The 23,809-nt window shown below is 57.9% G+C and carries 21 protein-coding genes; 8 read left to right on the plus strand and 13 right to left on the minus strand.

The genetic code is table 11. From position 1 onward, the window contains the following. The first annotated feature begins 71 nt into the window (after positions 1–71). Positions 72–1,631, plus strand: coding sequence for a Hint domain-containing protein (locus tag PG871_RS15185; RefSeq protein ID WP_270730725.1), 1,560 nt, complete (start codon positions 72–74; stop codon positions 1,629–1,631). 18 nt (positions 1,632–1,649) lie between these two features. Here the strand turns inward: PG871_RS15185 and uvrA are convergent, their stop codons facing one another. From uvrA to lpdA, 3 genes are all read right to left on the minus strand, one after another. After that, positions 1,650–4,508, minus strand: a complete 2,859-nt coding sequence (uvrA, locus tag PG871_RS15190; RefSeq protein ID WP_270730727.1) for an excinuclease ABC subunit UvrA — start codon at positions 4,506–4,508, stop codon at positions 1,650–1,652. A gap of 229 nt (positions 4,509–4,737) precedes the next feature. Continuing rightward, positions 4,738–5,079 (minus strand): hypothetical protein, encoded by a 342-nt coding sequence (locus tag PG871_RS15195; protein WP_270730728.1) that lies wholly within the window; start codon positions 5,077–5,079, stop codon positions 4,738–4,740. Further along, positions 5,076–6,470 carry a dihydrolipoyl dehydrogenase gene (lpdA, locus tag PG871_RS15200; protein ID WP_270730730.1) on the minus strand — a complete coding sequence of 465 codons (1,395 nt, stop codon included), beginning with the start codon at positions 6,468–6,470 and terminating at the stop codon, positions 5,076–5,078. The genes PG871_RS15195 and lpdA overlap by 4 nt, the downstream gene beginning before the upstream one ends. Positions 6,471–6,611: 141 nt before the next feature. On the opposite strand from lpdA, the gene PG871_RS15205 reads away from it, so the two are divergent. Continuing rightward, positions 6,612–7,037, plus strand: a complete 426-nt coding sequence (locus PG871_RS15205) for a hypothetical protein (protein ID WP_270730731.1) — start codon at positions 6,612–6,614, stop codon at positions 7,035–7,037. Positions 7,038–7,039: 2 nt separating this feature from the next. Here the strand turns inward: PG871_RS15205 and PG871_RS15210 are convergent, their stop codons facing one another. The 5 genes from PG871_RS15210 to PG871_RS15230 all read right to left on the minus strand — a co-directional run bounded on the left by PG871_RS15210 (position 7,040) and on the right by PG871_RS15230 (position 14,387). Beyond that, the gene (locus PG871_RS15210; RefSeq protein ID WP_270730732.1) at positions 7,040–7,618 is read right to left on the minus strand and encodes a DUF924 family protein; all 579 of its coding nucleotides are present in this window, start codon (positions 7,616–7,618) and stop codon (positions 7,040–7,042) included. Between the two features lie 170 nt (positions 7,619–7,788). Beyond that, positions 7,789–8,502: a sulfotransferase family 2 domain-containing protein gene (locus PG871_RS15215; protein ID WP_270730733.1), complete on the minus strand. Its 714-nt coding sequence runs from the start codon at positions 8,500–8,502 to the stop codon at positions 7,789–7,791. Between the two features lie 64 nt (positions 8,503–8,566). Further along, on the minus strand, positions 8,567–9,838 hold the full coding sequence (locus PG871_RS15220; protein ID WP_270730734.1) for an MFS transporter: 1,272 nt from the start codon (positions 9,836–9,838) through the stop codon (positions 8,567–8,569). A gap of 116 nt (positions 9,839–9,954) precedes the next feature. Further along, positions 9,955–11,001, minus strand: a complete 1,047-nt coding sequence (queA, locus tag PG871_RS15225; protein ID WP_270730735.1) for a tRNA preQ1(34) S-adenosylmethionine ribosyltransferase-isomerase QueA — start codon at positions 10,999–11,001, stop codon at positions 9,955–9,957. Between the two features lie 5 nt (positions 11,002–11,006). After that, positions 11,007–14,387: a hypothetical protein gene (locus PG871_RS15230; RefSeq protein WP_270730736.1), complete on the minus strand. Its 3,381-nt coding sequence runs from the start codon at positions 14,385–14,387 to the stop codon at positions 11,007–11,009. A gap of 11 nt (positions 14,388–14,398) precedes the next feature. On the opposite strand from PG871_RS15230, the gene PG871_RS15235 reads away from it, so the two are divergent. The 6 genes from PG871_RS15235 to PG871_RS15260 all read left to right on the plus strand — a co-directional run bounded on the left by PG871_RS15235 (position 14,399) and on the right by PG871_RS15260 (position 19,919). Further along, the gene (locus PG871_RS15235) at positions 14,399–14,860 is read left to right on the plus strand and encodes a peroxiredoxin (RefSeq protein ID WP_270730737.1); all 462 of its coding nucleotides are present in this window, start codon (positions 14,399–14,401) and stop codon (positions 14,858–14,860) included. A gap of 12 nt (positions 14,861–14,872) precedes the next feature. Further along, positions 14,873–15,703, plus strand: coding sequence for a ferritin-like domain-containing protein (locus PG871_RS15240; RefSeq protein ID WP_270730738.1), 831 nt, complete (start codon positions 14,873–14,875; stop codon positions 15,701–15,703). 176 nt (positions 15,704–15,879) lie between these two features. Further along, a complete protein-coding gene (locus tag PG871_RS15245) occupies positions 15,880–17,193 on the plus strand; it encodes a M23 family metallopeptidase (RefSeq protein ID WP_270730740.1) in 1,314 nt (437 codons plus the stop codon). Then, positions 17,183–17,716 carry a bactofilin family protein gene (locus tag PG871_RS15250; RefSeq protein WP_270730743.1) on the plus strand — a complete coding sequence of 178 codons (534 nt, stop codon included), beginning with the start codon at positions 17,183–17,185 and terminating at the stop codon, positions 17,714–17,716. Before PG871_RS15245 ends, PG871_RS15250 begins: the two co-directional genes overlap by 11 nt. A 165-nt stretch (positions 17,717–17,881) precedes the next feature. Next, positions 17,882–18,571 (plus strand): aquaporin Z, encoded by a 690-nt coding sequence (aqpZ, locus tag PG871_RS15255; protein ID WP_270730745.1) that lies wholly within the window; start codon positions 17,882–17,884, stop codon positions 18,569–18,571. 241 nt (positions 18,572–18,812) lie between these two features. Beyond that, the gene (locus tag PG871_RS15260; RefSeq protein ID WP_270730746.1) at positions 18,813–19,919 is read left to right on the plus strand and encodes an ATP-grasp domain-containing protein; all 1,107 of its coding nucleotides are present in this window, start codon (positions 18,813–18,815) and stop codon (positions 19,917–19,919) included. Here the strand turns inward: PG871_RS15260 and PG871_RS15265 are convergent. The 5 genes from PG871_RS15265 to PG871_RS15285 form a co-directional block, all read right to left on the minus strand. After that, on the minus strand, positions 19,916–21,142 hold the full coding sequence (locus tag PG871_RS15265) for an HlyD family secretion protein (protein ID WP_270730747.1): 1,227 nt from the start codon (positions 21,140–21,142) through the stop codon (positions 19,916–19,918). The genes PG871_RS15260 and PG871_RS15265 overlap by 4 nt on opposite strands. Beyond that, positions 21,135–21,512 carry a hypothetical protein gene (locus PG871_RS15270; RefSeq protein WP_270730748.1) on the minus strand — a complete coding sequence of 126 codons (378 nt, stop codon included), beginning with the start codon at positions 21,510–21,512 and terminating at the stop codon, positions 21,135–21,137. The genes PG871_RS15265 and PG871_RS15270 overlap by 8 nt, the downstream gene beginning before the upstream one ends. A gap of 84 nt (positions 21,513–21,596) precedes the next feature. Further along, positions 21,597–22,583, minus strand: coding sequence for a DUF3179 domain-containing protein (locus PG871_RS15275; RefSeq protein WP_443020500.1), 987 nt, complete (start codon positions 22,581–22,583; stop codon positions 21,597–21,599). A gap of 140 nt (positions 22,584–22,723) precedes the next feature. Continuing rightward, positions 22,724–23,269: a peptidylprolyl isomerase gene (locus tag PG871_RS15280; protein WP_270730921.1), complete on the minus strand. Its 546-nt coding sequence runs from the start codon at positions 23,267–23,269 to the stop codon at positions 22,724–22,726. After that, on the minus strand, positions 23,262–23,774 hold the full coding sequence (locus PG871_RS15285; protein WP_270730750.1) for a peptidylprolyl isomerase: 513 nt from the start codon (positions 23,772–23,774) through the stop codon (positions 23,262–23,264). Before PG871_RS15285 ends, PG871_RS15280 begins: the two co-directional genes overlap by 8 nt. Positions 23,775–23,809 lie beyond the last annotated feature (35 nt).

Here is a 23,809-nt window from a genome sequence, read left to right on the forward strand (position 1 = left end):
TTTGAGCGGCACCTGTTGTTATCAACAAGGAAACAAAAGTTTCCACGAGCAGACAGACTAGGGGCAGGCACATGCCAAATGCAGTAGAACTCAATATCGACGCCAGCGCGACCGCGACCGAGATGGCCGAAGAGATCTTTGGCGATCCGGGACGCATTGTTACATCCGACTACACAGGCGATGCTGCGTCCTCCGGTGTTTACACCGGCGCTGACACCACAAGTGCCGGCGTCGCCCCTGCCGATAGCGGTGTGATCCTGTCCACAGGCCACGTCGACGACTTCACCAACAGCAGCGGCACAACAAACACCAACACCAGCGGCTCCACCTCGACCAACACATCAGGCGAAAACAACAACGCGCTGTTTAACGCAGCTGCCGGCACCAACACCTACGACGCCTCCTATCTGACCATCGACTTCAACGGCACCGCAGGCGAATTGTTGACCATCGACTTTGTGCTCTCCTCCGAGGAATATCCTGAATACCTTAGCTACAACGACACCATCGGTGTTTGGGTAAACGGGGTCGAGGCGCAAATCTCTGTGGGTGACGGCTCCGCCACCATCGGCAACATCAACGACGCCAACGCAAACATCTACAACGACAACTCCAACGACGACTACAACACCGAAATGGACGGCTTCACCGTCACCCTGACCTTTGTTGCCCCCCTGCAAGACGGCATCAACGAGTTGATCATCGGTATCGCCGACGCCTCAGACAGCAGCTACGATTCCAACCTGCTGATCGCCGGTGGCTCGGTGCAAACCACCATTGTGGCTCAAGATGACAGCGTCTCGGTCAAATTCGGCGGCAGCGAAACCTTTGACGTTTTGGGCAACGACGCCTCGTCCGCCGGCCCTACTCTGACCATCACCCACATCAATGGTGTTCCCGTCGTGCCAGGAGACAGCGTGACCCTCGCCACCGGGCAAATCGTCACGCTAAACGCGGATGGCACCCTGACTGTTGATGCCGACACCGACAATGAAACGGTGTATTTCAACTACACAATCGAGGACGAGGACGGCAACACCGACACGGCCTTGGTCGAAATTGTGCAGCACCCGCCGTGTTTCACGCGCGGCACGCTCATACGCACTTCAGATGGTGACATACCCGTCGAACAGCTGCGCAAAGGTATGCTGCTGCAAACGTTGGACAATGGCCTGCAACCCATTGAATGGATTGGAAGTTCACGCATGGCACCACAGCTTGACACGCTGCCGATCCGCATCAAAGCCGGTGTTCTGGACAATGACCGCGACCTCATCGTGTCCCCTCAGCACCGCGTTTTGGTGACCGGCGCCCGCGCCGAGCTGCTGTTTGGCAGTGACGAAGTTTTGGTCAAGGCCAAGCATCTCGTGAACGACCGCGATGTGCTGCGTTGCCCAACAGAGGACACGATAACCTATTTCCACATCCTGCTGCCTCGGCACGAACTGGTGTTCTCAGAAGGTCAATGGAGCGAAAGCTTCATGCCCGGCCCGATGACGCGCCACAGCTTTGATCCGCTGGCCAACCGCGGCTTGCGCATGGTGATGTCCAAACGCGCGATTGGCACCGATGACATCGCCGCGCGTCCCAGCCTGCGCAGCTACGAGGCAGCGACACTTCTGGCCGCCTAAAGTATTGGTGGCGCGGGTTTATTCCGCCGCCACCTTTCGCGCATTCAGCATCTCTTTGAGGTAATGTCCGGTATGGCTGCGCTCGACCTTGGCCACCTCTTCCGGTGTTCCAAGCGCGACCACTTCACCACCGCCATCCCCGCCTTCGGGGCCAATATCGATGATGTGATCCGCCGTTTTGACCACGTCCAGATTGTGCTCAATCACCACAACTGTGTTACCCTGATCAACCAGTTCATGCAGCACCTCAAGCAGCTTGCGCACATCCTCAAAATGCAATCCGGTGGTGGGCTCATCCAGGATATACAGCGTCCGCCCCGTAGAGCGTTTTGCCAGTTCTTTGGACAGCTTCACCCGCTGCGCCTCGCCGCCCGAAAGCGTCGTCGCTTGCTGGCCAACTTTGATATAGCCAAGCCCAACCCGCATCAGCGCATCCATCTTGTCACGGATGCTTGGCACGGCCTTGAAAAACTCCTGCCCTTCTTCAACGGTCATATCAAGAACGTCGGCTATGCTTTTGCCTTTAAAGCGAATTTCCAATGTTTCGCGATTGTATCGCGCGCCCTGACATGTCTCACATTCCACATAGACGTCCGGCAGAAAGTGCATCTCGATCTTGATCACACCGTCGCCCTGACACGCCTCACACCGCCCGCCTTTGACGTTGAACGAGAACCGCCCGGGCTTGTAGCCACGCGCTTTGGATTCCGGCAGACCGGCGAACCAATCGCGGATCGGCGTGAACGCCCCCGTATAAGTCGCAGGGTTGGACCGCGGCGTGCGCCCAATGGGGCGCTGATCAATGTCGATCACCTTATCAAGATGCTCCAGCCCCTTGATGGTTTCACACGGCGCAGGCGTCTGCCGCGCGCCATTAAGGCGCATCGAAGCCGTCTTGAACAGCGTCTCAATCGTCAACGTCGACTTGCCGCCCCCTGACACACCCGTCACACAAACAAACTTCCCCAACGGAAACTTGGCGGAGACATTCTTAAGGTTGTTGCCCGTGGCCTTGACCACCTCAACAAACTTACCATTGCCCTCACGTCGCTCGGCCGGCACCGAAATCTCGCGCGCGCCGCTCAGGTATTGCCCCGTCAGCGAAGCGGGATCGGCCATGATCTCTGCTGGCAACCCTTCGGACACCACCTGACCGCCGTGCACACCGGCACCGGGGCCGATATCAAAGACATAATCCGCCTCACGCACGGCTTCTTCGTCGTGCTCAACCACAATCACCGTATTGCCTTGATCGCGCAGGTTTTTCAGCGTTGTCAGCAACCGCCCATTGTCGCGCTGGTGTAGGCCAATCGACGGCTCATCCAACACATAAAGCACACCGGTCAACCCCGAGCCAATTTGGCTCGCCAACCGGATCCGCTGGCTTTCGCCGCCCGACAACGTTCCGCTATTGCGGCTCAGCGTCAGGTATTCCAACCCCACGTTGTTCAAAAACCCAAGGCGTTCACGGATCTCTTTCACAATCGCCCGCGCAATTTCCTGTTTCTGTGGCGTCAGGTGGTTCGGCACATCCTCAATCCAGGCCAGCGCCTCGCGGATGGATTTCTGCACCACCTGCCCGACATGCACACCCGCAATCTTCACCGCCAACGCTTCGGGCCGCAGACGATAGCCTTCGCAGGTCCCGCAAGGCCGGTTGTTCTGATAGCGTTCGAATTCTTCGCGGATCCAGTTGCTGTCTGTCTCACGATAGCGCCGCTCCATATTGGGGATCACCCCCTCGAACACCCGCGTCACCTGATACACCCGCCCACCTTCGTCATAGCGGAACTCGATTTCTTCCTCGCCTGATCCGTACAGGAACACCTGCTGCACCTTTTTGGGCAGCTTCTTCCATGGCGTGTTGCGATCAAACTCAAAGTGTTTGGCAATGGCTTCAATGGTTTGCAGGAAATACGGCGACTTGCCTTTGCGCCAGGGTGCCAAGGCCCCGTCATAAACCTTCAACGTGACATCCGGCACCACCAGCCGTTCATCAAAAAACAGCTCAACACCCAGACCGTCACAATCCGGACAGGCCCCAAAAGGCGCGTTGAACGAAAACATCCGCGGCTCAATCTCTGGGATCGTAAAGCCGCTGACGGGACAGGCAAAATTCTCGGAAAACGTGATCCGCTCGGGCTCACCATCCTTCGGCGCAGTCTCCAGCACGGAAATACCATCCGCCAGATCCAGCGCTGTGCGCAGACTGTCCGCCAATCGCGTCTCAACACCCTCGCGGACCACAATCCGGTCCACAACCACATCGATGTCATGGCGAAACTTCTTATCGAGCGTTGGCGGCTCGTCGAGTTCATAGAACGCGCCGTCCACTTTCACCCGCTGAAACCCCTGCTTGCGCAGTTCCAGAAACTCTTTGCGGTATTCGCCTTTGCGATCGCGAACAATTGGCGCCAACAAGAACGCGCGCGTGCCTTCTTCCATCTCCATGATCCGGTCGACCATGTCTTGCACCTGTTGCGCCTCAATCGGCAATCCGGTCGCGGGGCTAAACGGTGTCCCGGCCCGCGCGAACAGCAAACGCATATAGTCGTAAATTTCGGTCACAGTGCCCACAGTCGAGCGCGGGTTCTTGGATGTGGTCTTCTGTTCAATCGAAATCGCAGGAGACAGCCCACTGATGTGATCCACATCAGGTTTTTCCATCATATCAAGGAATTGGCGTGCATAGGCCGACAGGCTTTCGACATAGCGCCGCTGCCCTTCGGCATAGATCGTGTCAAACGCCAGACTCGACTTGCCGGACCCCGACAGACCAGTGATCACCACAAGCTGATCACGCGGAATATCCACGTCAATCGACTTCAGGTTATGCTCGCGCGCGCCGCGCACCTCGATATTCTTCAACTCGGCCATTCAAACCCCCAACGGATACAGCACAAGACATAGGGCAGCCGACGAAAACTGCCAACCATATATCGCGAACATAGAGAGAACATTTTAGTTCGCCAAGCCCTTGAAAATCTATCTCCACAACAAAGTTCGGGATTTGCGCACGGTCTTATGCAATTAGCCCCAATCACAACGCCAAAGCCTCGCACGCTTCACGCAATTGTGTCCGGTCAACTTGCTCCTTGCGAACTCATTAGTGCTTATGCGGCGCGGGCGACTTTAAGCGGATTTGCATCGTCGCATCACGCGAGCCCACATGCAGATCAAACTGCTCCATCTCTCCGGTCGCGACATCTGTCACCAGCACCGTCAAATGCCGGTCTGCGTCCACTTCAATTTCCCAGGGTGCCGCGATGATGCCAAGCGCCACCGGCAGTCCGTCCTCATCGCGCAAATCCCAATGTAATGCGCCACTTTCAGGCGGTGCTTCAAACCGCAACATCACGCGAAACGGGTCTTGCGCCCACAGCGGCGCCGCCGCCATCAGCACCGACGCGATACCGATACAAAAACGACGTGTTACAGCCTGCCTCAAATGTGGATCACCCGATCATAGGCATCCAACACGCTTTCGTGCATCATTTCGCTCAGCGTTGGATGCGGGAACACCGTCTCCATCAGCTCGGCCTCAGTGGTCTCAAGCTGCCGCCCCACCACATAGCCCTGGATCAGTTCGGTCACCTCAGCCCCCACCATATGCGCGCCCAACAATTCGCCGGTCTTGGCATCAAACACGGTTTTCACCATGCCTTCTGGCTCGCCCAAGGCAATCGCTTTGCCGTTGCCAATAAAGGGAAAACGCCCCACTTTGACGTCGTATCCGGCTTCTTTGGCCTTGGCTTCAGACATCCCGACACTGGCCACTTGCGGATGACAATAGGTGCAACCCGCAATGCTTTCGGGCTTCACCGGATGAGGCTTGCCGCCCGCGATCAGCTCCGCCACCATCACGCCTTCGTGGCTGGCCTTATGCGCCAGCCACGGCGCGCCAGCGATATCGCCAATCGCATAAAGCCCGTCGACGCCCGTCCGGCAGTATGCGTCCGTGACAACATGCGTTCGGTCAATCTTCACTCCCAGCGCTTCAAGGCCGAGGTTTTCAGTATTGCCGACAATGCCAACGGCCGAAATCACCGTGTCAAAAACTTGTGTCTCAACCTTGCCGCCGACTTCGATATGCGCTGTGACCTTGCCTTTGGCACGGTCCAGCATCTTGACCATGGCTTTCTCCATGATCTTCATGCCCTGTTTGACAAATTGCTTTTTGGCAAAAGCACTTATCTCGGCATCTTCAACCGGCAAAACCCGGTCCATAACCTCCACAACTGTGGTATCCGCACCCAAAGTGTTAAAGAAACTCGCGAACTCGATGCCAATGGCACCAGATCCGATCACCAGCAATTTCTTGGGCATTCTGGGTGGCTGCAGCGCATGGCGGTAGGTCCAGACCAAATCGCCATCGGCCTCCAGCCCCGGCAGTTCCCGCGCCCGTGCGCCCGTGGCCACAATGATGTTCTTAGCCGTTAGCTCCTCAGTGCCTTCGGCAGTTTTCACCGACACCTTGCCCTTGGCCGGAAGGCTGGCCTCGCCCATCACAACCGTGACCTTGTTCTTTTTCATCAGAAAACCGACACCGCCGCTCAACTGTTTCGCCACGCCCCGCGAGCGCCCGACCACTTTGTCGAGATCATAATCAATCTTGCCTGCGCTCAGACCAAACTCACCGGCCCGCTCCATAAGGTGATACACCTCTGCAGACCGCAGCAACGCTTTGGTTGGAATACAGCCCCAGTTCAGACAAATACCGCCAAGGTTTTCGCGCTCGACGATCGCCACCTTCTGGCCCAGTTGTGCCGCCCGAATGGCAGCGACATAGCCCCCTGGACCGGACCCGATTACGATCACATCATACGTGCTGGCAGCCATCTGCGTCTCCTCCGCCTGTTCAATCCGACCCTAGATCAACTATTGCCCCACATCAACGCGGCCCTGCGCCGGTTTTCTGACTGGCTTTTTGGGCATCACACACGCATCCTTATGCCGTCAGCCCACAGAAGGACGCCCGTTGTGAAAACCATCAAAGATCTGCTGCTAGCACTCCTGAATGCCACGCTCATTCTTGTTGCGCTTTGTCTATTTTTGCTGTGGCAAGTCTCGCGCAGCGGAGAGCGCATTGCGCAAAGCTTTGCCAGCAATCTCAGCCTTCTAAAACCTATGGAGCAGCGGGTCGACGAGATGCGCCAAGAAGTGGCCGGCTTGCGGAGTGATCTCGCATCCCTCGCAAATGGAACCGCCGAGGTGTCCGACACCGCCAAAATGCGACTGGAGACCGCAACCGCGCGTCTTGACCAAGCGCTAAATGGCATCGAGACCGATATCGCGAAACTCGCGGCCACTCCCGAAACCCTGACGGACTACGCCATTGATCAAACTGCGACCCGCGTCTCTACCGAGCTGCAGACCTTGCTACAGTGTCGCGACCCTCAAGGCTGAGATCAGCTCGCCGCCTGCAATTCCCGCACGGTATAGCCATAGCCGCCCTGCGCCACATAGGCCGCCTCTACTTCGGTGGAGTGCCGTTCCAGAGCGTCATTGCGATACGGGAACCGCCCGAACCGACGGATCACCTCGCGATGGGCCTTGGCATGGAACAGGTTGCTGTCCCCGCCTTCCGGCATGCGCTCACAGAACAGACGGATACAGTGTTCCTGATCGCATAGGTTTTCCGAATGCATCAAAGGCAGATAGAAAAACTGCCGCGCAGGTTCATCGATCTTCAGATCCCACTTTTTGCCAATCGCTGATTTTGCCGCCGCAATGGCCTGTCTGTCTGTGGAAAACGCTTCCCCAGACCCGCGGAACATATTGCGCGGAAACTGATCCGTCAGGATCAGATACGCCAAGGTGCCGGACGGATACGTCATCCACTGGCCCATGCCGCCAGCCTTGGCTGCTTCCCATGTAGTTAGAAACCTGTCGCGGATGGTCTGATCCAACTCTTCAGACACCGCATACCACCCTTTTGGCCCAACTTCATCAAGCCAAAACTCAAGCACGTCTTCGGGCGTTTTCATGCCCTTCTCCTTTGTTTTGCACTCCCCCCATGGAGGCACCGTTACAAAAACGTTAAACTCAGGCTACGGGGAAAAAACAGTCACAAATTGCAACAAGGCGTCATGCATCGCGACCAAAGTGTCGGTTTTGAACTTGGATGCCCAAGATTTGGGCCACGTCCACCGCCCCCTCAGCCCTTGCCAAGTGCCTGCACAATCAGCTGTTCACCGACGATATTCTGGCGGATCAGCTTGCTGTCAAAGTGGATCATCACATCGCCATTTCCGGCCGGCCGCGTCTTGCTATACCCAAAGGCGGCGCGGTCCTGCGCAGCAGCGATTGAGATCACGTCCCACGACGCTTTGTCAAACAACGGCTCAAAAGCCCGTGCAGCGTCAGGTCGGTCGCCGCTGCGCTGGCGGATGTCTGTAATGTCGATCTTTTTGGGCAGGCCAAGCTGCCGTGACATCTTGCGCAGACCCTCGTCCAAGCGCTCATAGCGGATCACGTGATCGACAATTGGCATCCCGCGCCAAAACGGCGATCCGATGGTGTCAAAGATCGAGCCGCGCTCATCAAACAAAAACGCGCCCGACGTGATCCACTCCCGAAACCGACCTTCCTGCTCATGCATCGGCAGCTCCGCCACCGCGCGGTTGCGGTGATAAAACATCGACACCGCCCGATCCCATGGGTTGCGGCACACCGAATAGAACCGGTAATCCACCACTTTTTTCCCGTATTTCTTCATCACCTGCGCCACGTTAAAATGTGACGGGCCGCTGACGATTTCACTTTCGTCCCCGACGGCGCGCAGCAACTTCAGCATCTTGATTTCGGTGCTGGTGCCGCCAACTTTCATTGGCCGGATAAAGACAAATTTGAATTTGTGGGAAATGATCATCTCAGGTCCAGTGCTGCGCCACACCCATGATGAAAGTGCGGCGCCCAACATGCAACCCGCAGCCTTATTCCTGCGCGGCCTCCGCCTCGTGCTCTTCTTCCAGCGCGGTTTCGATGGCCACTTCCTGTGCAACTTCAACCGCCACTGGCGAGGAGGTTGGCATCACAGCAGTATAGCTGCCTGTATCCTCAACCGCGGGCGCGGACCGGCGGGTTGTGCGGAAGCCCGCGTAAATTCCCAACACCGCCAACAGCAACGCAAGATAGATAAAGAACCCGCTTGGCCCGATCACATCCATCGCCCAACCGGTAATGATCGGTCCCGCAATGGCGCCAAGACCGTTAATGAACACCAGCCCTCCCGAGGCCGCGGCCATATCCTCATACTCAAGAAAGTCGTTGGCGTGCGCGATCAACAGGGAATACAGCGGGTTTGAGAATCCCCCGATAAACAGCGCCGAAATCAGCAGCATCGGATAATTGTCCCCAGCCGTGAACCCAACCACAGCCGCCACGCAGCCTATGGCCGCCACGAACATGATCAAAACCCGCCGATCCATACGGTCGCTGATCCAGCCCAACGGATACTGGCACAGCGTCGCACCCACATAAAAGCTCGCGATAAACAGGGACAGCTCGCCGACGCTCAACCCTGCACGCGTGGCAAAAACCGCAGACATGCCAAACTGCGCCGAGAAAACACCGCCCAACATAAACATGCCCACCACACCAAGCGGTGAATTGCCAAACAATTCGCGCATGGTCATCGGCTTGGTGGTGTCAAAGGCGGGCGTCGGCGAAATCGACAACAAAATCGGCGCAAAGCTGATCGAAACCAGCACCGAGGGGATGACAAACAACACAAACCCCGACGGATCAGGCAGCGTCACAAGCCCCTGTGCCGTCACGATCCCGATCATCTGCACCATCATATAAAGCGACAGCGCCTTGCCGCGCGTGTCGTTGGAAGCCGCATTGTTGAGCCAGCTTTCGGCGGTCACATAAACGCCGGAAAAGCAAAACCCGATCAACACGCGGCCCAGAACCCAGGCGATCGGGTTTTGAAAGGTCGGATACATGATCAACACGGCGGAAATGAACGACGCCAGCGCCGCAAAGACCCGCACATGGCCAACCCGCCGGATCATTTCAGGCGTCATCCGCGATCCGCCAAGGAAGCCGACAAAATACGCCGACATGACCATAGACATCTCAAGAGTTGAAAAGCCCGCCGCTTCTCCGCGGATACCCAGCAACGTGCCGTGCATGCCGTTGCCGATCATCAACAACATCATGCCTAGCAAAAGCGCCCAGGAACCTTTGAGAAATTCAACCATGACGCAACCCTCTCACGTTTCGCGACATATGCAAAATCTGCCCCCTGCCTTTCGCTCTTAAACGCGACAGACGTGTGTCGTTTTACGGCACAATGAACAGATAGTGGTCAACGTGATCAGGGGATCAGCAGCGAGGCGTCACCATAGCTGAAAAACCGGTACTTCTCGGTCACCGCATGGGCATAAACGTCGCGTATGCGCTCTTGTCCAACCAATGCACTCACCAACATCATCAATGTCGATTTGGGCAGGTGGAAATTGGTCATCAACGCATCAGCCACGTGAAACTCAAAACCCGGATAGATGAAAATATCCGTGGCCCCTTCCCAAGGCGCAATCGCACCCGCCCGCGCCGCACTTTCAATCAACCGCAACGCTGTGGTGCCCACAGGAATAACGCGCCCGCCAGATGCCTTGGTGGCCGCAATCTCTGCCGCGGCCTCAGGGGTCACCTGCCCCCATTCCGCGTGCATCTTGTGGTCTTTGACGTTGTCGACCTTGACAGGCAGAAACGTTCCCGCCCCCACATGCAGCGTCACATGCGTAAACGTCACACCCTTGGCACGCAGTCGCTCCAGCAGCGGCGCGTCAAAATGCAACGATGCAGTCGGCGCAGCAACCGCACCGGCGTGTTTCGCCCAAACCGTCTGATAGTCCGTTTTGTCCCGCGCATCCGCAGCGCGTTTGGCGGCGATATAAGGCGGCAACGGCATATTGCCTGCCAACTCGAGCGCTGCGTCAAAATCCGCGCCCTGCAGATCAAACACAATCACGCCCTGTCCGTCGGCTTTGCTGTCCAGCCGTCCGGTCAGTCCGGCCCCGAAAATAATCGCTTCGCCTTCGCGAATTTTCTTCAACGGTTTGATCAGCGCCGCCCATGCCCCGCCTGCGCGCGGCTCAAGCAACGTCACTTCCATTTTTGCCTGTGTCTCGCCTTCAGGCCCTTGGCGCACGCGATACCCCATCAGCCGCGCAGGGATGACCTTGGTGTCGTTTAACACCAGCCGATCACCGGGGCGCAGCCAATCCACAAGGTCGGTGACCACCCCATCTGTGATGCCGGTGGCCTCGCTGACCAACAGGCGCGCGGAGGAGCGCGGCTCAGCGGGGCGCGTCGCAATCAGCGCATCAGGCAGGTCAAAATCAAAATCGGAAAGGTGCATGGTCGTTAGTTGCTCAAATCTGGGGGCGCACGCCGGAAAATCTCTCGGAAAAAGCCCGGCGTCAGCGCCGACAGCGGATTGACCGAAATTTCAGGATCTTTGACCGGCCCTTTAAGTCGATAGGTGAAGCCGATCAACCCCTCTCCGCGTTTTGAGATCGGTCGCCCGATCACGTTGACCGCATAAATTGGCGACAACACGCCTTGAATGTCCAGCATGCCTTGTTGCGTCAGGTATCGCCCGTCCGCCGAAAGTCCCATCGATGCGCCCACGGCGCTGGCCTCGCCGATCACAATCTCACCCGGCGCCATCTTAAAGACGGAATGCACATCGTTAAACAAAAGCCCCGGCCCATCGAGTTGCTCAAGCAAGCCAACGACACTGACCGCATTCAAAAGCTCTGCAAAGGCCGGCAAGCTCTGGATCTTGATATCTTCCATGTCGACCACCCCGTCATAGACGCCGGTGGCCTTTCGCGGTTCCAATCGCAGTATCAAATTGCCGCCGTTTGCCTGCCGCACCAGCCCCATCGCTTGGACAACGCCACCAGCATTGGACGACTTCACTTCGATAGCTGTGCCGTTGGCGTGGGGTCCCAACTTACCGGTCAACGGTGCCGTTCCACCAAGCAACCCTACAAATGTACCGTTGATGCCACCGCTCGAATTCAGCGAAAACTGCGTTTGGTTCACCACGATGTTGTTAGAAATGACAACCTCATCCAGACGCCCGGTGATTGGCCCACCGCCGGTTCCGGCACCACCGCCCCCGCCCAAATTTGGCATCGCACCCAGATCGAACCGCCCACCAAGTATCTCCACTGCGGGCATCGCTGCGCCGCGCCCGCTCAGGCGTGCAGCCCCCGATAACCAACTTCCCACCCTAAATTTAGGAATATCAATCACATCAAGCCCACCATCGCTCTTGAGAGCAATCGAGCCTTGAGCGGTCAATCCACTGGTCTCAACGCTAATCTGGTCAACTTTCGGGCTCTTGCCCAAGGTCATTTCAACCGCCAAAGCACCAGCTTGGCCCTTCGGCTTGCGCCAACCCAACGACGCGGCGCTGATTGCCAGATCTTTCATGTCAGATGTCAGGCTTAACGTCGGCGCTGTGCCCTTGCGAAATCTCACTTCAAAGTCTGCCTCCGAAGCGCCTTTCACCGTGCCCGGAGGCAATCCAATATTGAATTCATCAACAACGCTTTGGCTCAGCTCGACTTGTCCGGCCACAGTGCTTTCTCCCGAGCCACCCTGCCCGGGTTTGCCCAGTTTTGCGTGCCAGCGCGCCACAGCTGGCACCGCTCCAATGCTCCCGGGGCCAAAGATCTCAACCTCCTGATCGTTGGCGTTGACTTCCAATGTCCCGCGCAGCGTTTTGCCAGGCACAAGCTTGGTGCTTTCCACCATCTTAAGCCGTCCCGTCACATCAAATTTGACCTCTTCAACGGGCAATTTATCCTTCATTATGAAGGCCAAATCACCCGTGGCCTCGACCCGACCCTTGGCCACATCGACCGGCAAATTCGCGTTGTCAAAGACGTTCAAAGGCGCGCGGTTGAGCAACGACGCCGCCGCCGTAATCGAGGCAACCGCCCGCACATCGGCCCGTGCTGGCGACTGTTTGAGACGGGTATTCAGAACCACAAAGCTGGATCCCGAGACATCCACCGTGCCCCCCAGATCCGGCACGACATAGCCGCCTTCCACACCCACCCGGAACTGGTGATCCATCAGCACCGCAAACCCGCGCCCGCCCTGCACCGGCGGCATGGTTTTGACCGGCTTCACCACCGCATCACGGAATTGAAAATCCGCATAGACATCAGGCGGTTCCGCAACGCGGGACCGCAAGGCCAGGTTGATATCACTTAGCCGCGCGGCGTGAATATTCTCATCAATCCAAATCCGCAGTTTGGGTTTGAACCGCTCCGGCCAGATCGACAGAATCCGCGCGGGCTCTACCTCGTTCATGTGCCCATCCAGCGCATAGGCCCAACCGTCTTCTGCGGCCTCCAACGCGCCCTGCAAACTCATCTGCAAATCGCCTTGATTGATCACCAGCTGCCCAAGCTCAAGGTCAAACGGATCCAGCCTCAGCCGGAAATCCACATAAGACCGATCCAGTGCGACCGGCTCGTCGTTCAGCTGATTGGGGTTCGCCTCAAACGTGTTAAGTGTCAACTGCGCCAAAAGCGTGTTGGGAAACCCGGTTTGAAAATCCCGCAACAACGCCTGCCCCGACACACTGGCTCTGATCCAATCCGCGTTCACAGACAATTCGTCAAACCCGATGCGCTGACTTTCGGGATCATAGGTCAAATAGCTGCGCAGGCTTTCAAACGGGATCGGGCGCACCGCATCACTGGGCTGCAACGACCCCGCCGATGCGCTCAGCGTTGCGTCCACGGGTCCCAGCACCCCATCGGCGCCAATCTCGCCCCGGATCGCGCCTGAAATGGGCGCGCGCAGAACTTCCAGCCAACTCAACGCAGCAAACTGGCTTGCCAATTCTTCCGACGGCGCGTCCTCGAATTTGAGCCCAATCTGCACTGTGCCACTGTCCAGCGACGTGGACACAGAGGCTTCCAGAATGGTGGCATACCCACGCGCGCCCAAAAGCGCAGCCTGCGCCGCAATCGAGACGTCACTGCCTGCGCGTCGCAAGCTGATACTGCCCCCGTCAATGCTCCAGCCACGCCCACTCAGCCCATCCTCATACCGCAGCGCCACATCCTCTATCTCGAACGCTTGCAAATGCCTGAGACCCGGGCGGGCAAGAAACGCCTCGATTTCTTCGGCCAGACTGGCAAACTGCGCCTGACCGCCAAGGCCATCCGCGTCGCCCTGCCCGAGAGAGACATCCACCGTTCCGTCTTTTCTTCTGAGAACCGACAGGCTCACACCGACAATCTCTACATGGCGCGGTGCAATCTGGCCTTCCGTCAAAGGCGCCAGCGCCAGCCGCAAATCGACCTGATCAAACCGGATGCCGGACCCGCCCGCATCGGGCGAGAGCTCCAGACCGCTGACCCGCACCCGCGGATCCCAATTGTCTTCGATCACCAGCGACACGTCACCAAGCTGCACGTCCACATTGGCCAACTGACCGTCCAACAGACGCTCGACCCGATCGCGCGCCCATTCGGGGAACACCACAGGGCTGCCGGAAAAGGCAACAAACAGAATCGCCGCAACCGCCGCCGGCAGCAACACCGCCACCAGCGCCACAAGGCCAAAGCCCCTTGCTCTGCGCGCACCACGGCTCGCAGGTTTGCTCTCTGCCGCATTATCTTCGGGCTGTTCGGTCAGGGTTGTTGCCTCAGGTTGGTCTGTTATCGGTTGCCCGCCGTATGCGATTATATACTCTAACGACGCCCGACCCAAGAAGTGAGACTATGACAGAGCCCCTCAAAACCGCCCCCGACTTCACACTGCCCTCAACACAGGGCGCCGATGTAACCTTATCCGAGCTGCGCCCCGCCCCAGTGGTGCTGTTTTTTTACCCGCGTGACAACACGTCCGGCTGCACCAAAGAATCAATCGCCTTCTCTGAATTGCTGCCAGAATTTGAGGCCGCAGGCGCGCAAGTCTTTGGTATTTCCAAAGACAGCCTGACCAGCCACGACAAATTCATCGCCAAACAAAATCTGACCGTGCCTCTCTTGTCGGATGAACATGGCAGCGCATGCGAAGATTTCGGCGTCTGGGCTGAAAAAAAGATGTATGGCAAAACCTTTATGGGCATCGTGCGCTCCACGTTCTTGATCGACGCCGACGGCAACATCGCCCGCCACTGGCCCAAGGTAAAAGTCGACGGCCACGCTGCTGAGGTGCTGGAAGCTCTCAAGGCGCTCTGATAAGCCGCCTGCATGAGCAAAACTTTGTCCCAAATGGCCGTCGAGGTGCTGACCACCGCCGACGGCCGCGAAAAAACCGCGCTTTCGCATGCGCATGCCGCAACATGGTTTGCCAGCCGCGACGCCGGCGCGCCTTTGGCTTTGGGCGACGCCAAGCCGCCTTTGCGTCCGTCGCGCCCTGAAAAACCAGAGCTTCTCGACCCACGCGACGTGCCACGCCGCCGCCCCGGCAGCGAACAGGGCCGTCTGGCCATGCTGCACGCGGTGGGCCATATCGAACTGAATGCTGTGGACCTTCATTGGGACATCATTGCGCGCTTTACCGACGTGGACATGCCGCTGGGATTTTATGACGACTGGGTCAAATCCGCGGATGAAGAATCCAAACATTTCAACTTGATATGCGACAGTCTTGAAGCAAAAGGCAACTTCTATGGCGCCATGCCCGCACACGCCGGCATGTGGCGCGCGGCCGAGGACACCGCCGACGATCTTTTGGGGCGCCTGGCTGTTGTGCCCATGGTGCTTGAGGCGCGCGGCTTGGATGTCACACCGGGCATGATCAAGATATTCCAGCAGGCCAAAGACCAGCAAACGCTGGACGCGCTGGCCATCATCTACGCCGAAGAGGTTGGCCACGTTGCTTACGGCTCCAAGTGGTTCAACTTCCTTTGCGGCCGACACAGCTTGGATCCCAAGGCGACATTCCATGATTTGGTGAAACGCTACTTCCACGGCGCGCTCAAGCCGCCGTTTAACGAAGAAAAGCGCGCTGACGCCGGATTGCCGCCGGATTTCTACTGGCCGCTGTCGGATCAGGAGCCCCCTGCCTACGCGCGCTGACCCACCGTAAATTGCGCCAAACCATCGGCGGATTTTTGCGCATTCCCTGTCTCAGCCACCAACTTGCAGGCCTATTGGGTCAAAATTCTTGCCCGATCCCCGCCATTTGGCTAAACCCTTTGCGCAAGCGCCGGACCAAAAGAGCGCTTAATGGGGTAGAATAAGGAAGACATTAGGTGAGAACACGACTTGCCATCCGCATGCATGCGATGATGGAGCGCCTCTTTCCGGAACGACGTCTGTTCCTGCGCTCTGACACAGACACGCGTTTCATCCGACTGAAACCCGGAACTCAGCTGTTCGCCTTTGTTGGTGGCTCAGCCATTGTTGCCTGGACAATTATGGCCACCGCCATCCTGCTTATGGACAGCATCGGCTCCGGCAATTTCCGCGAACAAGCCCGCCGCGATCAACAGACCTACGAACTGCGCCTGAACGCCTTGTCGGACGAACGCGACGCGCGCACCGACGAAGCTCTGGCCGCCCAACAACGTTTCAACGCGGCTTTGGATCAGATTTCAGAGATGCAGAGCCAGCTTCTGGCCTCCGAAATCCGCCGTCAGGAACTGGAAACCGGCGTCGACGTGATTCAATCCACTCTGCGCCGCACGATGCAGGAACGCGATGTTGCCCGCGCCGAAGCCAAAGCGCTGGATCAGGCCAACACCGAAATCGCCAGCGCCGCGATCGGCGCCTCGCCCATGGGCAACGAAATGCTCGACGTGATTTCCACTGCGTTGGCCGATACCGCGGCTGAGCGTGACCAGGTGATCCGCGACGCACAAACCGCGCTCAGCATGGCTGACGAAATGCGCCTTGAACTGGCGCTGATGGACGAGAAGAACGACCAGATTTTCCGCCAACTCGAAGACGCGATGACCATTTCTGTTGAACCGCTCAAAAAGATGTTCACCTCCGCAGGTCTGTCCACCGACTCCCTGATGGAAGAAGTGCGGCGCGGCTATTCTGGTCAGGGCGGTCCTTTGATGCCGCTCAGCTTCTCAACCAAGGGAGGCGAGTTGACGGCTGAAACCCTGCGCGCCAACCGTCTGATTGACCAGCTTGATCAATTGAACATGTACCGCATTGCTGCGGAAACCGCGCCGTTTGCCAACCCGCTACAGTCGGCCTTCCGCTACACCTCCGGTTTTGGCATGCGTTGGGGCCGGATGCACAAGGGCACCGACTTTGCTGCGCCTTATGGTACCCCGATCCACGTCACCGCTGACGGAGTTGTGAGCCACGCGGGCTGGCTCTCCGGATATGGCCGCCTTATCAAGGTGAAACATGCAAATGGTGTGGAAACCCGCTATGCCCACCTCGCAAAAATCCGCGTAAAAGAAGGCCAAAGGGTCTCGCGCGGGACTGTGATTGGTGATATGGGCAACTCTGGACGCTCGACCGGCACGCATCTGCACTACGAAGTGCGCGTCAATGGCCGCGCTGTGAACCCGATGACTTTTATCAAGGCTGGACAGAATGTTTTCTAAAAGCAAAATCAACGACCCTGCACCAAAATCTGACGCTGCTGCGAAACCCGCGACAAATGAGGCCGCTGCCGTTCCGCCCGCTCCGGCCAAAGCCAGCGAATTCAAATCCAGTTCTGCGCCCAAGGCGAAGCCGCCAGCGTCGACCCTGTCCTCCGATCTGCACGTATCGGGCAACATGCGCACCACCGGTGACATCGTTGTCGAAGGCACCGTCGAAGGCGACATCCGCGCGCATCTGCTGACCGTTGGCGAAAGCGCCACCGTCAAAGGCGAAGTCATTGCTGATGACGTTGTGGTCAACGGCCGCATCGTGGGCCGCGTGCGCGGTCTCAAAGTGCGTCTGACCTCGACAGCACGCGTCGAAGGCGACATCATCCACAAGACCATCGCTATCGAAAGCGGCGCCCACTTTGAAGGTTCCGTACAGCGTCAGGATGATCCGCTGAGCGGCGGCAAAACTGCGACGCCCGCACCTACTGCTGCGACAGCAGCGCCGGCGGCCAAGCCTGCCAAAGCAGAGTAAAATCGCCTCACACCGAGACGTAAAGAGGCGCCCATTCGGGCGCCTTTTTCGTGTCCCAACTTACCCAACTGATGTTGTGGTTTCTGGGCGGAAAACTTCCCCTTACTCGCTTTTGGATTTTGCGCTTACACTCGTGACACTTTTAAAGTGTTCGGAGGGGACAAAATGTTTAAGAAACTCGGCGCCGAATTTATCGGCACTTTCTGGTTGGTCTTTGGCGGCTGCGGCAGCGCCGTGCTTGCGGCTGGCGTGGCGGACGTCGGCATCGGCTGGCTCGGCGTCAGCCTTGCGTTTGGCCTGACGGTTTTGACGATGGCATACGCAGTCGGTCACATTTCAGGCGGTCATTTCAACCCGGCCGTCAGCCTCGGCCTGATGGTCGCCGGCAAATTTGAAGCCAAAGATCTGATCCCCTATTGGGTCGCACAGGTCGCCGGCGCAATTGTGGCAGCCATTGTCCTATACGTGGTTGTTTCGGGCGGCCCGGATTTCACAGGCGTGGGTGGCTTTGCCTCCAACGGTTACGGCGAAGCCTCACCAGGCGGCTATTCCATGACATCCGCATTGGTGATCGAAGTTGTGCTGACCGCCGCCTTCCTCTTCATCATTCTTGGCGCCACGTCCAAGGGCGCTCCTGCAGGGTTTGCGCCAATCGCAATTGGTCTTGGCCTGACACTGATCCACCTGATCTCGATCCCTGTGACCAACACCTCGGTCAATCCCGCCCGCTCCACCGGCGTGGCGCTGTTTGCCGATGGACCGGCTTTGGCCCAGCTTTGGCTGTTCTGGGTGGCTCCGTTGCTCGGCGCGGCCATCGGCGGCATCCTTTGGAAGGCGCTCGGGTCCGAAGACTGACGCCCAAAACCGCAAAACCAAACGCCGTCCGACATCTCGTCGGGCGGCGTTTTTTTCGCGGAGTATGTGTTGGCGCCTGCGATAATCCACGCTTCATTAACCAAAACCTGCGATTGCGGTTCTGACCCGAACATCAGGAGCCAGAATGGAACCGCAAGTCAGACTCGGCCTCGCCCATTTATCAAAATTGGCCTACGCAGGCGCGGACCTGTCCGCTGTGCAACAAAATTGTCTAGATCAGATGTTTAAAGGCACCGACACCAGCGCCGCGCTGATGGATCTGTCCATCATCGCGCAAATTCAGGGCAACGCCGCCCTTGGGCAGGAATTTCAGGACAAAGCGCTGCAAAGCCACCGCAGTTTCTCCATCAACCGCCAGTCCGACCCACAAACCCGCGTTCTGGTCTTTGCCGAACCCAAGGCGCTTGGCAACAACACGCCCGTCGAATTCCTCCTCGACACGCCTGCGTTTGAGGTCATCACCTTCTACCCCGGCCCCCTCAGCACTCCCGCAGATCTGCCGGATCACGACGTGGCCTTCTGCGCCGGCAGCTCGGAAAGCCTGACTGCGGACGCCTTCTTTGACACTGTGCGCGCCCTGACCGCCGACACCGGCAAAACCGTGCTCAACCTGCCGCCCAAGCTTATCAAACCGGAGCGAGACGCATTGCCTGTGTTGCTCGGCAACACACCCGGCCTGCACACCGCCAAAACCGGCTTGTTTACCCGTGACCAGCTTATGGACTTGCACTCCCACGCCTCCGCGCCCATCGGCAACTATCCCAACATCATCCGCCCACACGGCTCCCACGCGGGCCTTGGGTTGGAAAAGCTCACATCACCTGCCGATCTGGAAACTTACCTGTCCCGCCACCCCGACGCGCTCTTCTTTGCGTCTGAATTTTTCGACTACGCGTCGCCTTCGGACGACCTCTTTCGCAAACAACGGGTGGTTTTTGTTGACGGTCAGCCCTACCCGGTGCACCTCGCCATCGCGACCCGCTGGGACGTCTGGTACATGAATGCCGACATGGAACACTCCCAAGCCAAACGCGACGAAGAAGCCGCCTTTATGGACGGGTTCGACAACGATTTCTGCACCCGACATGCCCACGCCCTGCGCAAGCTTACCGACACGTTTGGTTTGGACTATTTCGGCATCGACTGCGCCGAAGACACCGACGGCAACCTCGTGGTGTTTGAGGTCGACAACGTGCTGATCGTGCACAACATGGAGCCGCTGGACCTGTTCCCATACAAAGACCGCCACATGCGCCGCCTGTTCACTGCATTTCAGGACATGGTGTCCAACGCGGCAACAACGGCAACACCCGCCGATCCCCTCTAGGAAAACACCAAGGCTTTCACCGGCAATAAGACCGCCTGCGCCCGCATGATGATCGCATTGGCGATGCCCATACCGTCAACAATGCTGGTAACAACTACACCAAAGCCGCGAATGTCGCCTGCCTCCATTGCCATTCCGCGATTGCTGTAAGCCACACCAACGCATTGGCTCCCTGGCAAAATACCGTCGGTATGGCCTTTGAACACTGGCTCAAGAAACACCGTGACGGTCCCCGGCCTGCGGCGATCCAGACTGTCCACCAGCGCATCCCCCGGACGGAATTGCCCGCCTGCGATCACGCCCTGCCGTTCGGCAATTACCATTGGGATCACCTCCATCGGTTTAGAGGCACAGGCAATCTCCACCAGCATTCCCTCCACCAGAACAGGCGCAGAAATCTGCTTGAACGAGGCCACGAACCGCCCTTGGCCGGTGACGTCCGGCACAAGAATACCTGCGGGGCGCAAAATCGGATTGACCAGATCTCCGGGTTTGAGAAGGAACTGAGTGACCGTCCCCGCGACCTCGGCATGTACCGTCGACAGCTGGATTTCTGTCTCCGCCTCCGCAAGCTGTGCCAGCGCGCGCTGACGTTGGGCGGGTAGAACATCATTGACCCGCGTCCGTGCCGCATCCCAAGCCGCCAGCGCCGCGTCCCGTGCACCTGCGGCCTGCAAAACTGCCCGCTCAAGACGCTGCAACTCCTGTTCGCTGACAACCGTATTGTTGCGCTCGGCAATTTCTGTTCGTCGCGCCAGATCATCCTCGGCCTGCGCCAAAACCGCTCCGGCGGTGTCAAATTGCCCATGCGCGGCCGCAATCTCTGACTGGCCCAGCAATAACGCCGCATCCACTTCGGCAATACTGCGCCGCGCGGTCTCGGCGGCGGCCTCTTGTCGACTGGTGTCGAGCCGGAACAACGCGTCACCTTCGGCCACCGCGGCGTTGTTTGTCACATAAACCTCGGCCACACGTCCGGCCCGCTCTGACAGAACACTCACGGTCCGGAACGGGGCCTGCACCGTGATCGCCGTGGGATGAAAATGGAAAATCACAGTGATAAGCGCAATCGCCAGAATCCCACATGAGGTCAGCCCCCACCGAAGCTCATACCAGACATTAAACAGCGTGATCTCATGTCCGAGCCGCTTGCCTTGGCGGTACCGGCGATACAGGTAATCCGGCAGGATTGTCACAAGGGCGGAGAAGATCAGCTCAAGCATCTGCCACCTCCTCTGCGATGTTTAACCCGTCTTTATCCGCCGCATCCGGAAGGGTCTCTTTGGGCCGCGCACTTGGAAAAACCTCGTGCAATGGCACTGCGGCAATCAAAATAGCTGCAATCCAAAACGCATTGTTCATGGTGAAAAGCGAGATCAGCCCTAGCACGCTCACCAGTTGAATCTGTACCTTGTGCATGCCCGTGGCCATGCGATCCGGTATCGATTGAATGGTGAAGTAGAGCGCTCCAAATCCAACCAAAGCGCCGACCAGCACAAATCCCACGACCCACATAAACCCATCGGTTTGGTGCGGGCCCGTGACCCAGAACGGCATATGTGACATTGCCTCTGCAGTTAGGTGAGTGTCCATCGGACCTCCAATCAAACGGCGCGTTCGCCCCAGTTCACTTGAAAATCCCTTAAAAATCAACGTTTCAGTCGAAAATCACTCACATCATTGCCCCAGCATCCATTGCCCATCCGGCCAAAAAGCGTGAAACGCAAAGGCAAACATCACGTCATGCGGCACATCACGCCCCTGTTTGTCGCGCACCCGGATAGAGCCGACGTCGCGTCCACGGGCAATCGTGGTCGAATCCAAAGCGCTGGCCTGACCAGCCTTCCACTCGATTTCAACGTCCGCTTCGCGCACCAAACCGACATCCGCCAATCGCGTCATTGGCCAGGCCCGATCCCCCACACGCACCACGCGCTCCAGCGCCGGGATATTGTGCGGCGGCAACTCACCATTATAAAGAAACGGACGCGATGAGCTGTCATAACTCACATAAGGGTTCGCCCCATAGCGCCGCCCAAACGCAGGCTCAGCCATCACCAACCCGTCAGGGTGCCGGTCTTTAAACTGCGCCCAGCTTTCCATCCATGTCGGCAACGCGACCAGCTTGACGCCATTCATCTCACCAACAATGCCTTCGCCGATGGCCTGCTGCCACCAGCTTTGGGTCTCGCGGTCATACATTATCATGTCCGAATTTCGCAGCTTGCCCGACACACCAAATGTCAGCGTTTTGCCCTTGGCGCGACGATCAAAGGTCATTGCAGAATTGCACAATGGACAGAACGTCACCGCCACCGGCACCCCGCCCACCGTATCGTTCACGATCTCATGCCACGTCAGATACCGGATCGGATACGCCCGCGGCTCAGCGCCCGCGATCTCCAGCGTGACCACAGGTTCGGTGTCTCCAATTCTGCCTTCCTGACCCACACGCATAAACTCCGGATCAGACAGCGCCGGAATGCCGTCTTTTGGCGGCCCACCAGACAAAACCTCTCCCCAATGCGGCACAGAGGTGCGGCTAAAATCCGTCTCCGGCCACTCATGTTTCCAGAAGTTCGGGTCCGCCAGCGCGGCCATTGGCATAGCCAAAGCCGCTATGGCCAGCACAAGCGCACGGCACTTCAAAGACGTCAAACGCATGGGGTCCTCCTGTCGCTGGAATCAGGCTGCGCCAAAATATGGTGTTCAATCCAGCCCCCACACGCGCTTGTGACAGGGTTTTTACAACAAAAAAGGCCGGAGCATTGCCCCGGCCTTGCTGATCTTTTTGGTGTCACCGATCACTCGGTCACGGTCACCTTTTTCATAACATCTGGCTTACCGGACACAGCACCAGTGCGCGGATGGCCGCGTTTGATCTGGTCCACCACATCCATACCATCGGTCACCCGACCAACGACAGTGTATTGGCCGTTCAGAAATGCGCCCTCTTCAAACATGATGAAGAACTGCGAGTTCGCACTATCAGGGTTCTGCGAGCGGGCGATGCCCACCACGCCGCGGTCAAAATTCAGGTCAGAAAATTCCTGCGCCACATCGGGGTAGGACGACCCGCCTTTACCCGCGTGACGCATGTCCATGCCCATTTTGCCATACTGAACGTCACCCGTCTGCGCCATGAAGCCTTCGATCACGCGGTGAAAAACCACGCCATCATATGCGCCTTCTTTGGCCAGAGTGCTCAGGCGCACCACATGGTTCGGCGCGACATCTTCCAGCAGGTCAATGGTGATCGTGCCGTTGGCAAAGCCTTCCACCTCAATCGTCATCTCCGTGGCCAGCGCGGGCGTGGTCATCAGAGCGAAAGCTGCAACCAGATTACGCATCAACATCTGCAGCCACCTTGACCGACACCATACGATCCGGGTTCGCAGGCGGCTCGCCTTTCATGATCGCATCCACATGATCCATGCCGGAAATCACGCGGCCATAAACCGTGTATTGGCCGTTCAGAAAGTGGTTGTCTTTGAAGTTGATGAAAAACTGCGAGTTCGCGCTGTCGGGGTTCTGGCTGCGCGCCGCGCCCAATGTGCCACGATCATGCGGCAGCTTGGAAAATTCAGCCGCCAGATCCGGCAGGTCAGACCCACCAGTGCCCGCCATGCGCAGGTTGAAATCTTTTTCCATGTTGCCGTTGGCCACATCGCCCGTCTGCGCCATGAAACCGTCAATCACGCGGTGAAACGCCACGTTGTCGTACTGACCCGACCGCGCCAGCTCTTTCATGCGTGCTGTGTGACCGGGCGCCACATCCGCCATCAGTTCGATGACAACAGTGCCGTCTTTGAGTTCCATCAGGATGGTGTTTTCGGGGTCTTTGATATCGGCCATTGGGCTCTCCACTATCTAACTTTGGCCGCAAGGTA

This window comes from Shimia sp. Alg240-R146 (assembly GCF_947331465.1).
In the GTDB taxonomy this organism is placed as follows: domain Bacteria; phylum Pseudomonadota; class Alphaproteobacteria; order Rhodobacterales; family Rhodobacteraceae; genus Shimia.

What these genes read in the sequence shown, in the direction of transcription:
- PG871_RS15240 (WP_270730738.1), top strand. Translation starts at nt 14,873, where the DNA reads ATGAGCAAAACTTTGTCCCAAATGGCCGTCGAGGTGCTGACCACCGCC.
- PG871_RS15215 (WP_270730733.1), bottom strand. Translation starts at nt 8,502, where the DNA reads ATGATCATTTCCCACAAATTCAAATTTGTCTTTATCCGGCCAATGAAA.
- aqpZ (WP_270730745.1), top strand. Translation starts at nt 17,882, where the DNA reads ATGTTTAAGAAACTCGGCGCCGAATTTATCGGCACTTTCTGGTTGGTC.
- PG871_RS15235 (WP_270730737.1), top strand. Translation starts at nt 14,399, where the DNA reads ATGACAGAGCCCCTCAAAACCGCCCCCGACTTCACACTGCCCTCAACA.
- PG871_RS15220 (WP_270730734.1), bottom strand. Translation starts at nt 9,838, where the DNA reads ATGGTTGAATTTCTCAAAGGTTCCTGGGCGCTTTTGCTAGGCATGATG.
- PG871_RS15275 (WP_443020500.1), bottom strand. Translation starts at nt 22,583, where the DNA reads ATGCGTTTGACGTCTTTGAAGTGCCGTGCGCTTGTGCTGGCCATAGCG.
- PG871_RS15265 (WP_270730747.1), bottom strand. Translation starts at nt 21,142, where the DNA reads ATGCTTGAGCTGATCTTCTCCGCCCTTGTGACAATCCTGCCGGATTAC.
- PG871_RS15250 (WP_270730743.1), top strand. Translation starts at nt 17,183, where the DNA reads ATGTTTTCTAAAAGCAAAATCAACGACCCTGCACCAAAATCTGACGCT.
- uvrA (WP_270730727.1), bottom strand. Translation starts at nt 4,508, where the DNA reads ATGGCCGAGTTGAAGAATATCGAGGTGCGCGGCGCGCGCGAGCATAAC.
- PG871_RS15280 (WP_270730921.1), bottom strand. Translation starts at nt 23,269, where the DNA reads ATGCGTAATCTGGTTGCAGCTTTCGCTCTGATGACCACGCCCGCGCTG.
- lpdA (WP_270730730.1), bottom strand. Translation starts at nt 6,470, where the DNA reads ATGGCTGCCAGCACGTATGATGTGATCGTAATCGGGTCCGGTCCAGGG.
- PG871_RS15260 (WP_270730746.1), top strand. Translation starts at nt 18,813, where the DNA reads ATGTTTAAAGGCACCGACACCAGCGCCGCGCTGATGGATCTGTCCATC.
- PG871_RS15270 (WP_270730748.1), bottom strand. Translation starts at nt 21,512, where the DNA reads ATGGACACTCACCTAACTGCAGAGGCAATGTCACATATGCCGTTCTGG.
- PG871_RS15285 (WP_270730750.1), bottom strand. Translation starts at nt 23,774, where the DNA reads ATGGCCGATATCAAAGACCCCGAAAACACCATCCTGATGGAACTCAAA.
- queA (WP_270730735.1), bottom strand. Translation starts at nt 11,001, where the DNA reads ATGCACCTTTCCGATTTTGATTTTGACCTGCCTGATGCGCTGATTGCG.
- PG871_RS15185 (WP_270730725.1), top strand. Translation starts at nt 72, where the DNA reads ATGCCAAATGCAGTAGAACTCAATATCGACGCCAGCGCGACCGCGACC.
- PG871_RS15210 (WP_270730732.1), bottom strand. Translation starts at nt 7,618, where the DNA reads ATGAAAACGCCCGAAGACGTGCTTGAGTTTTGGCTTGATGAAGTTGGG.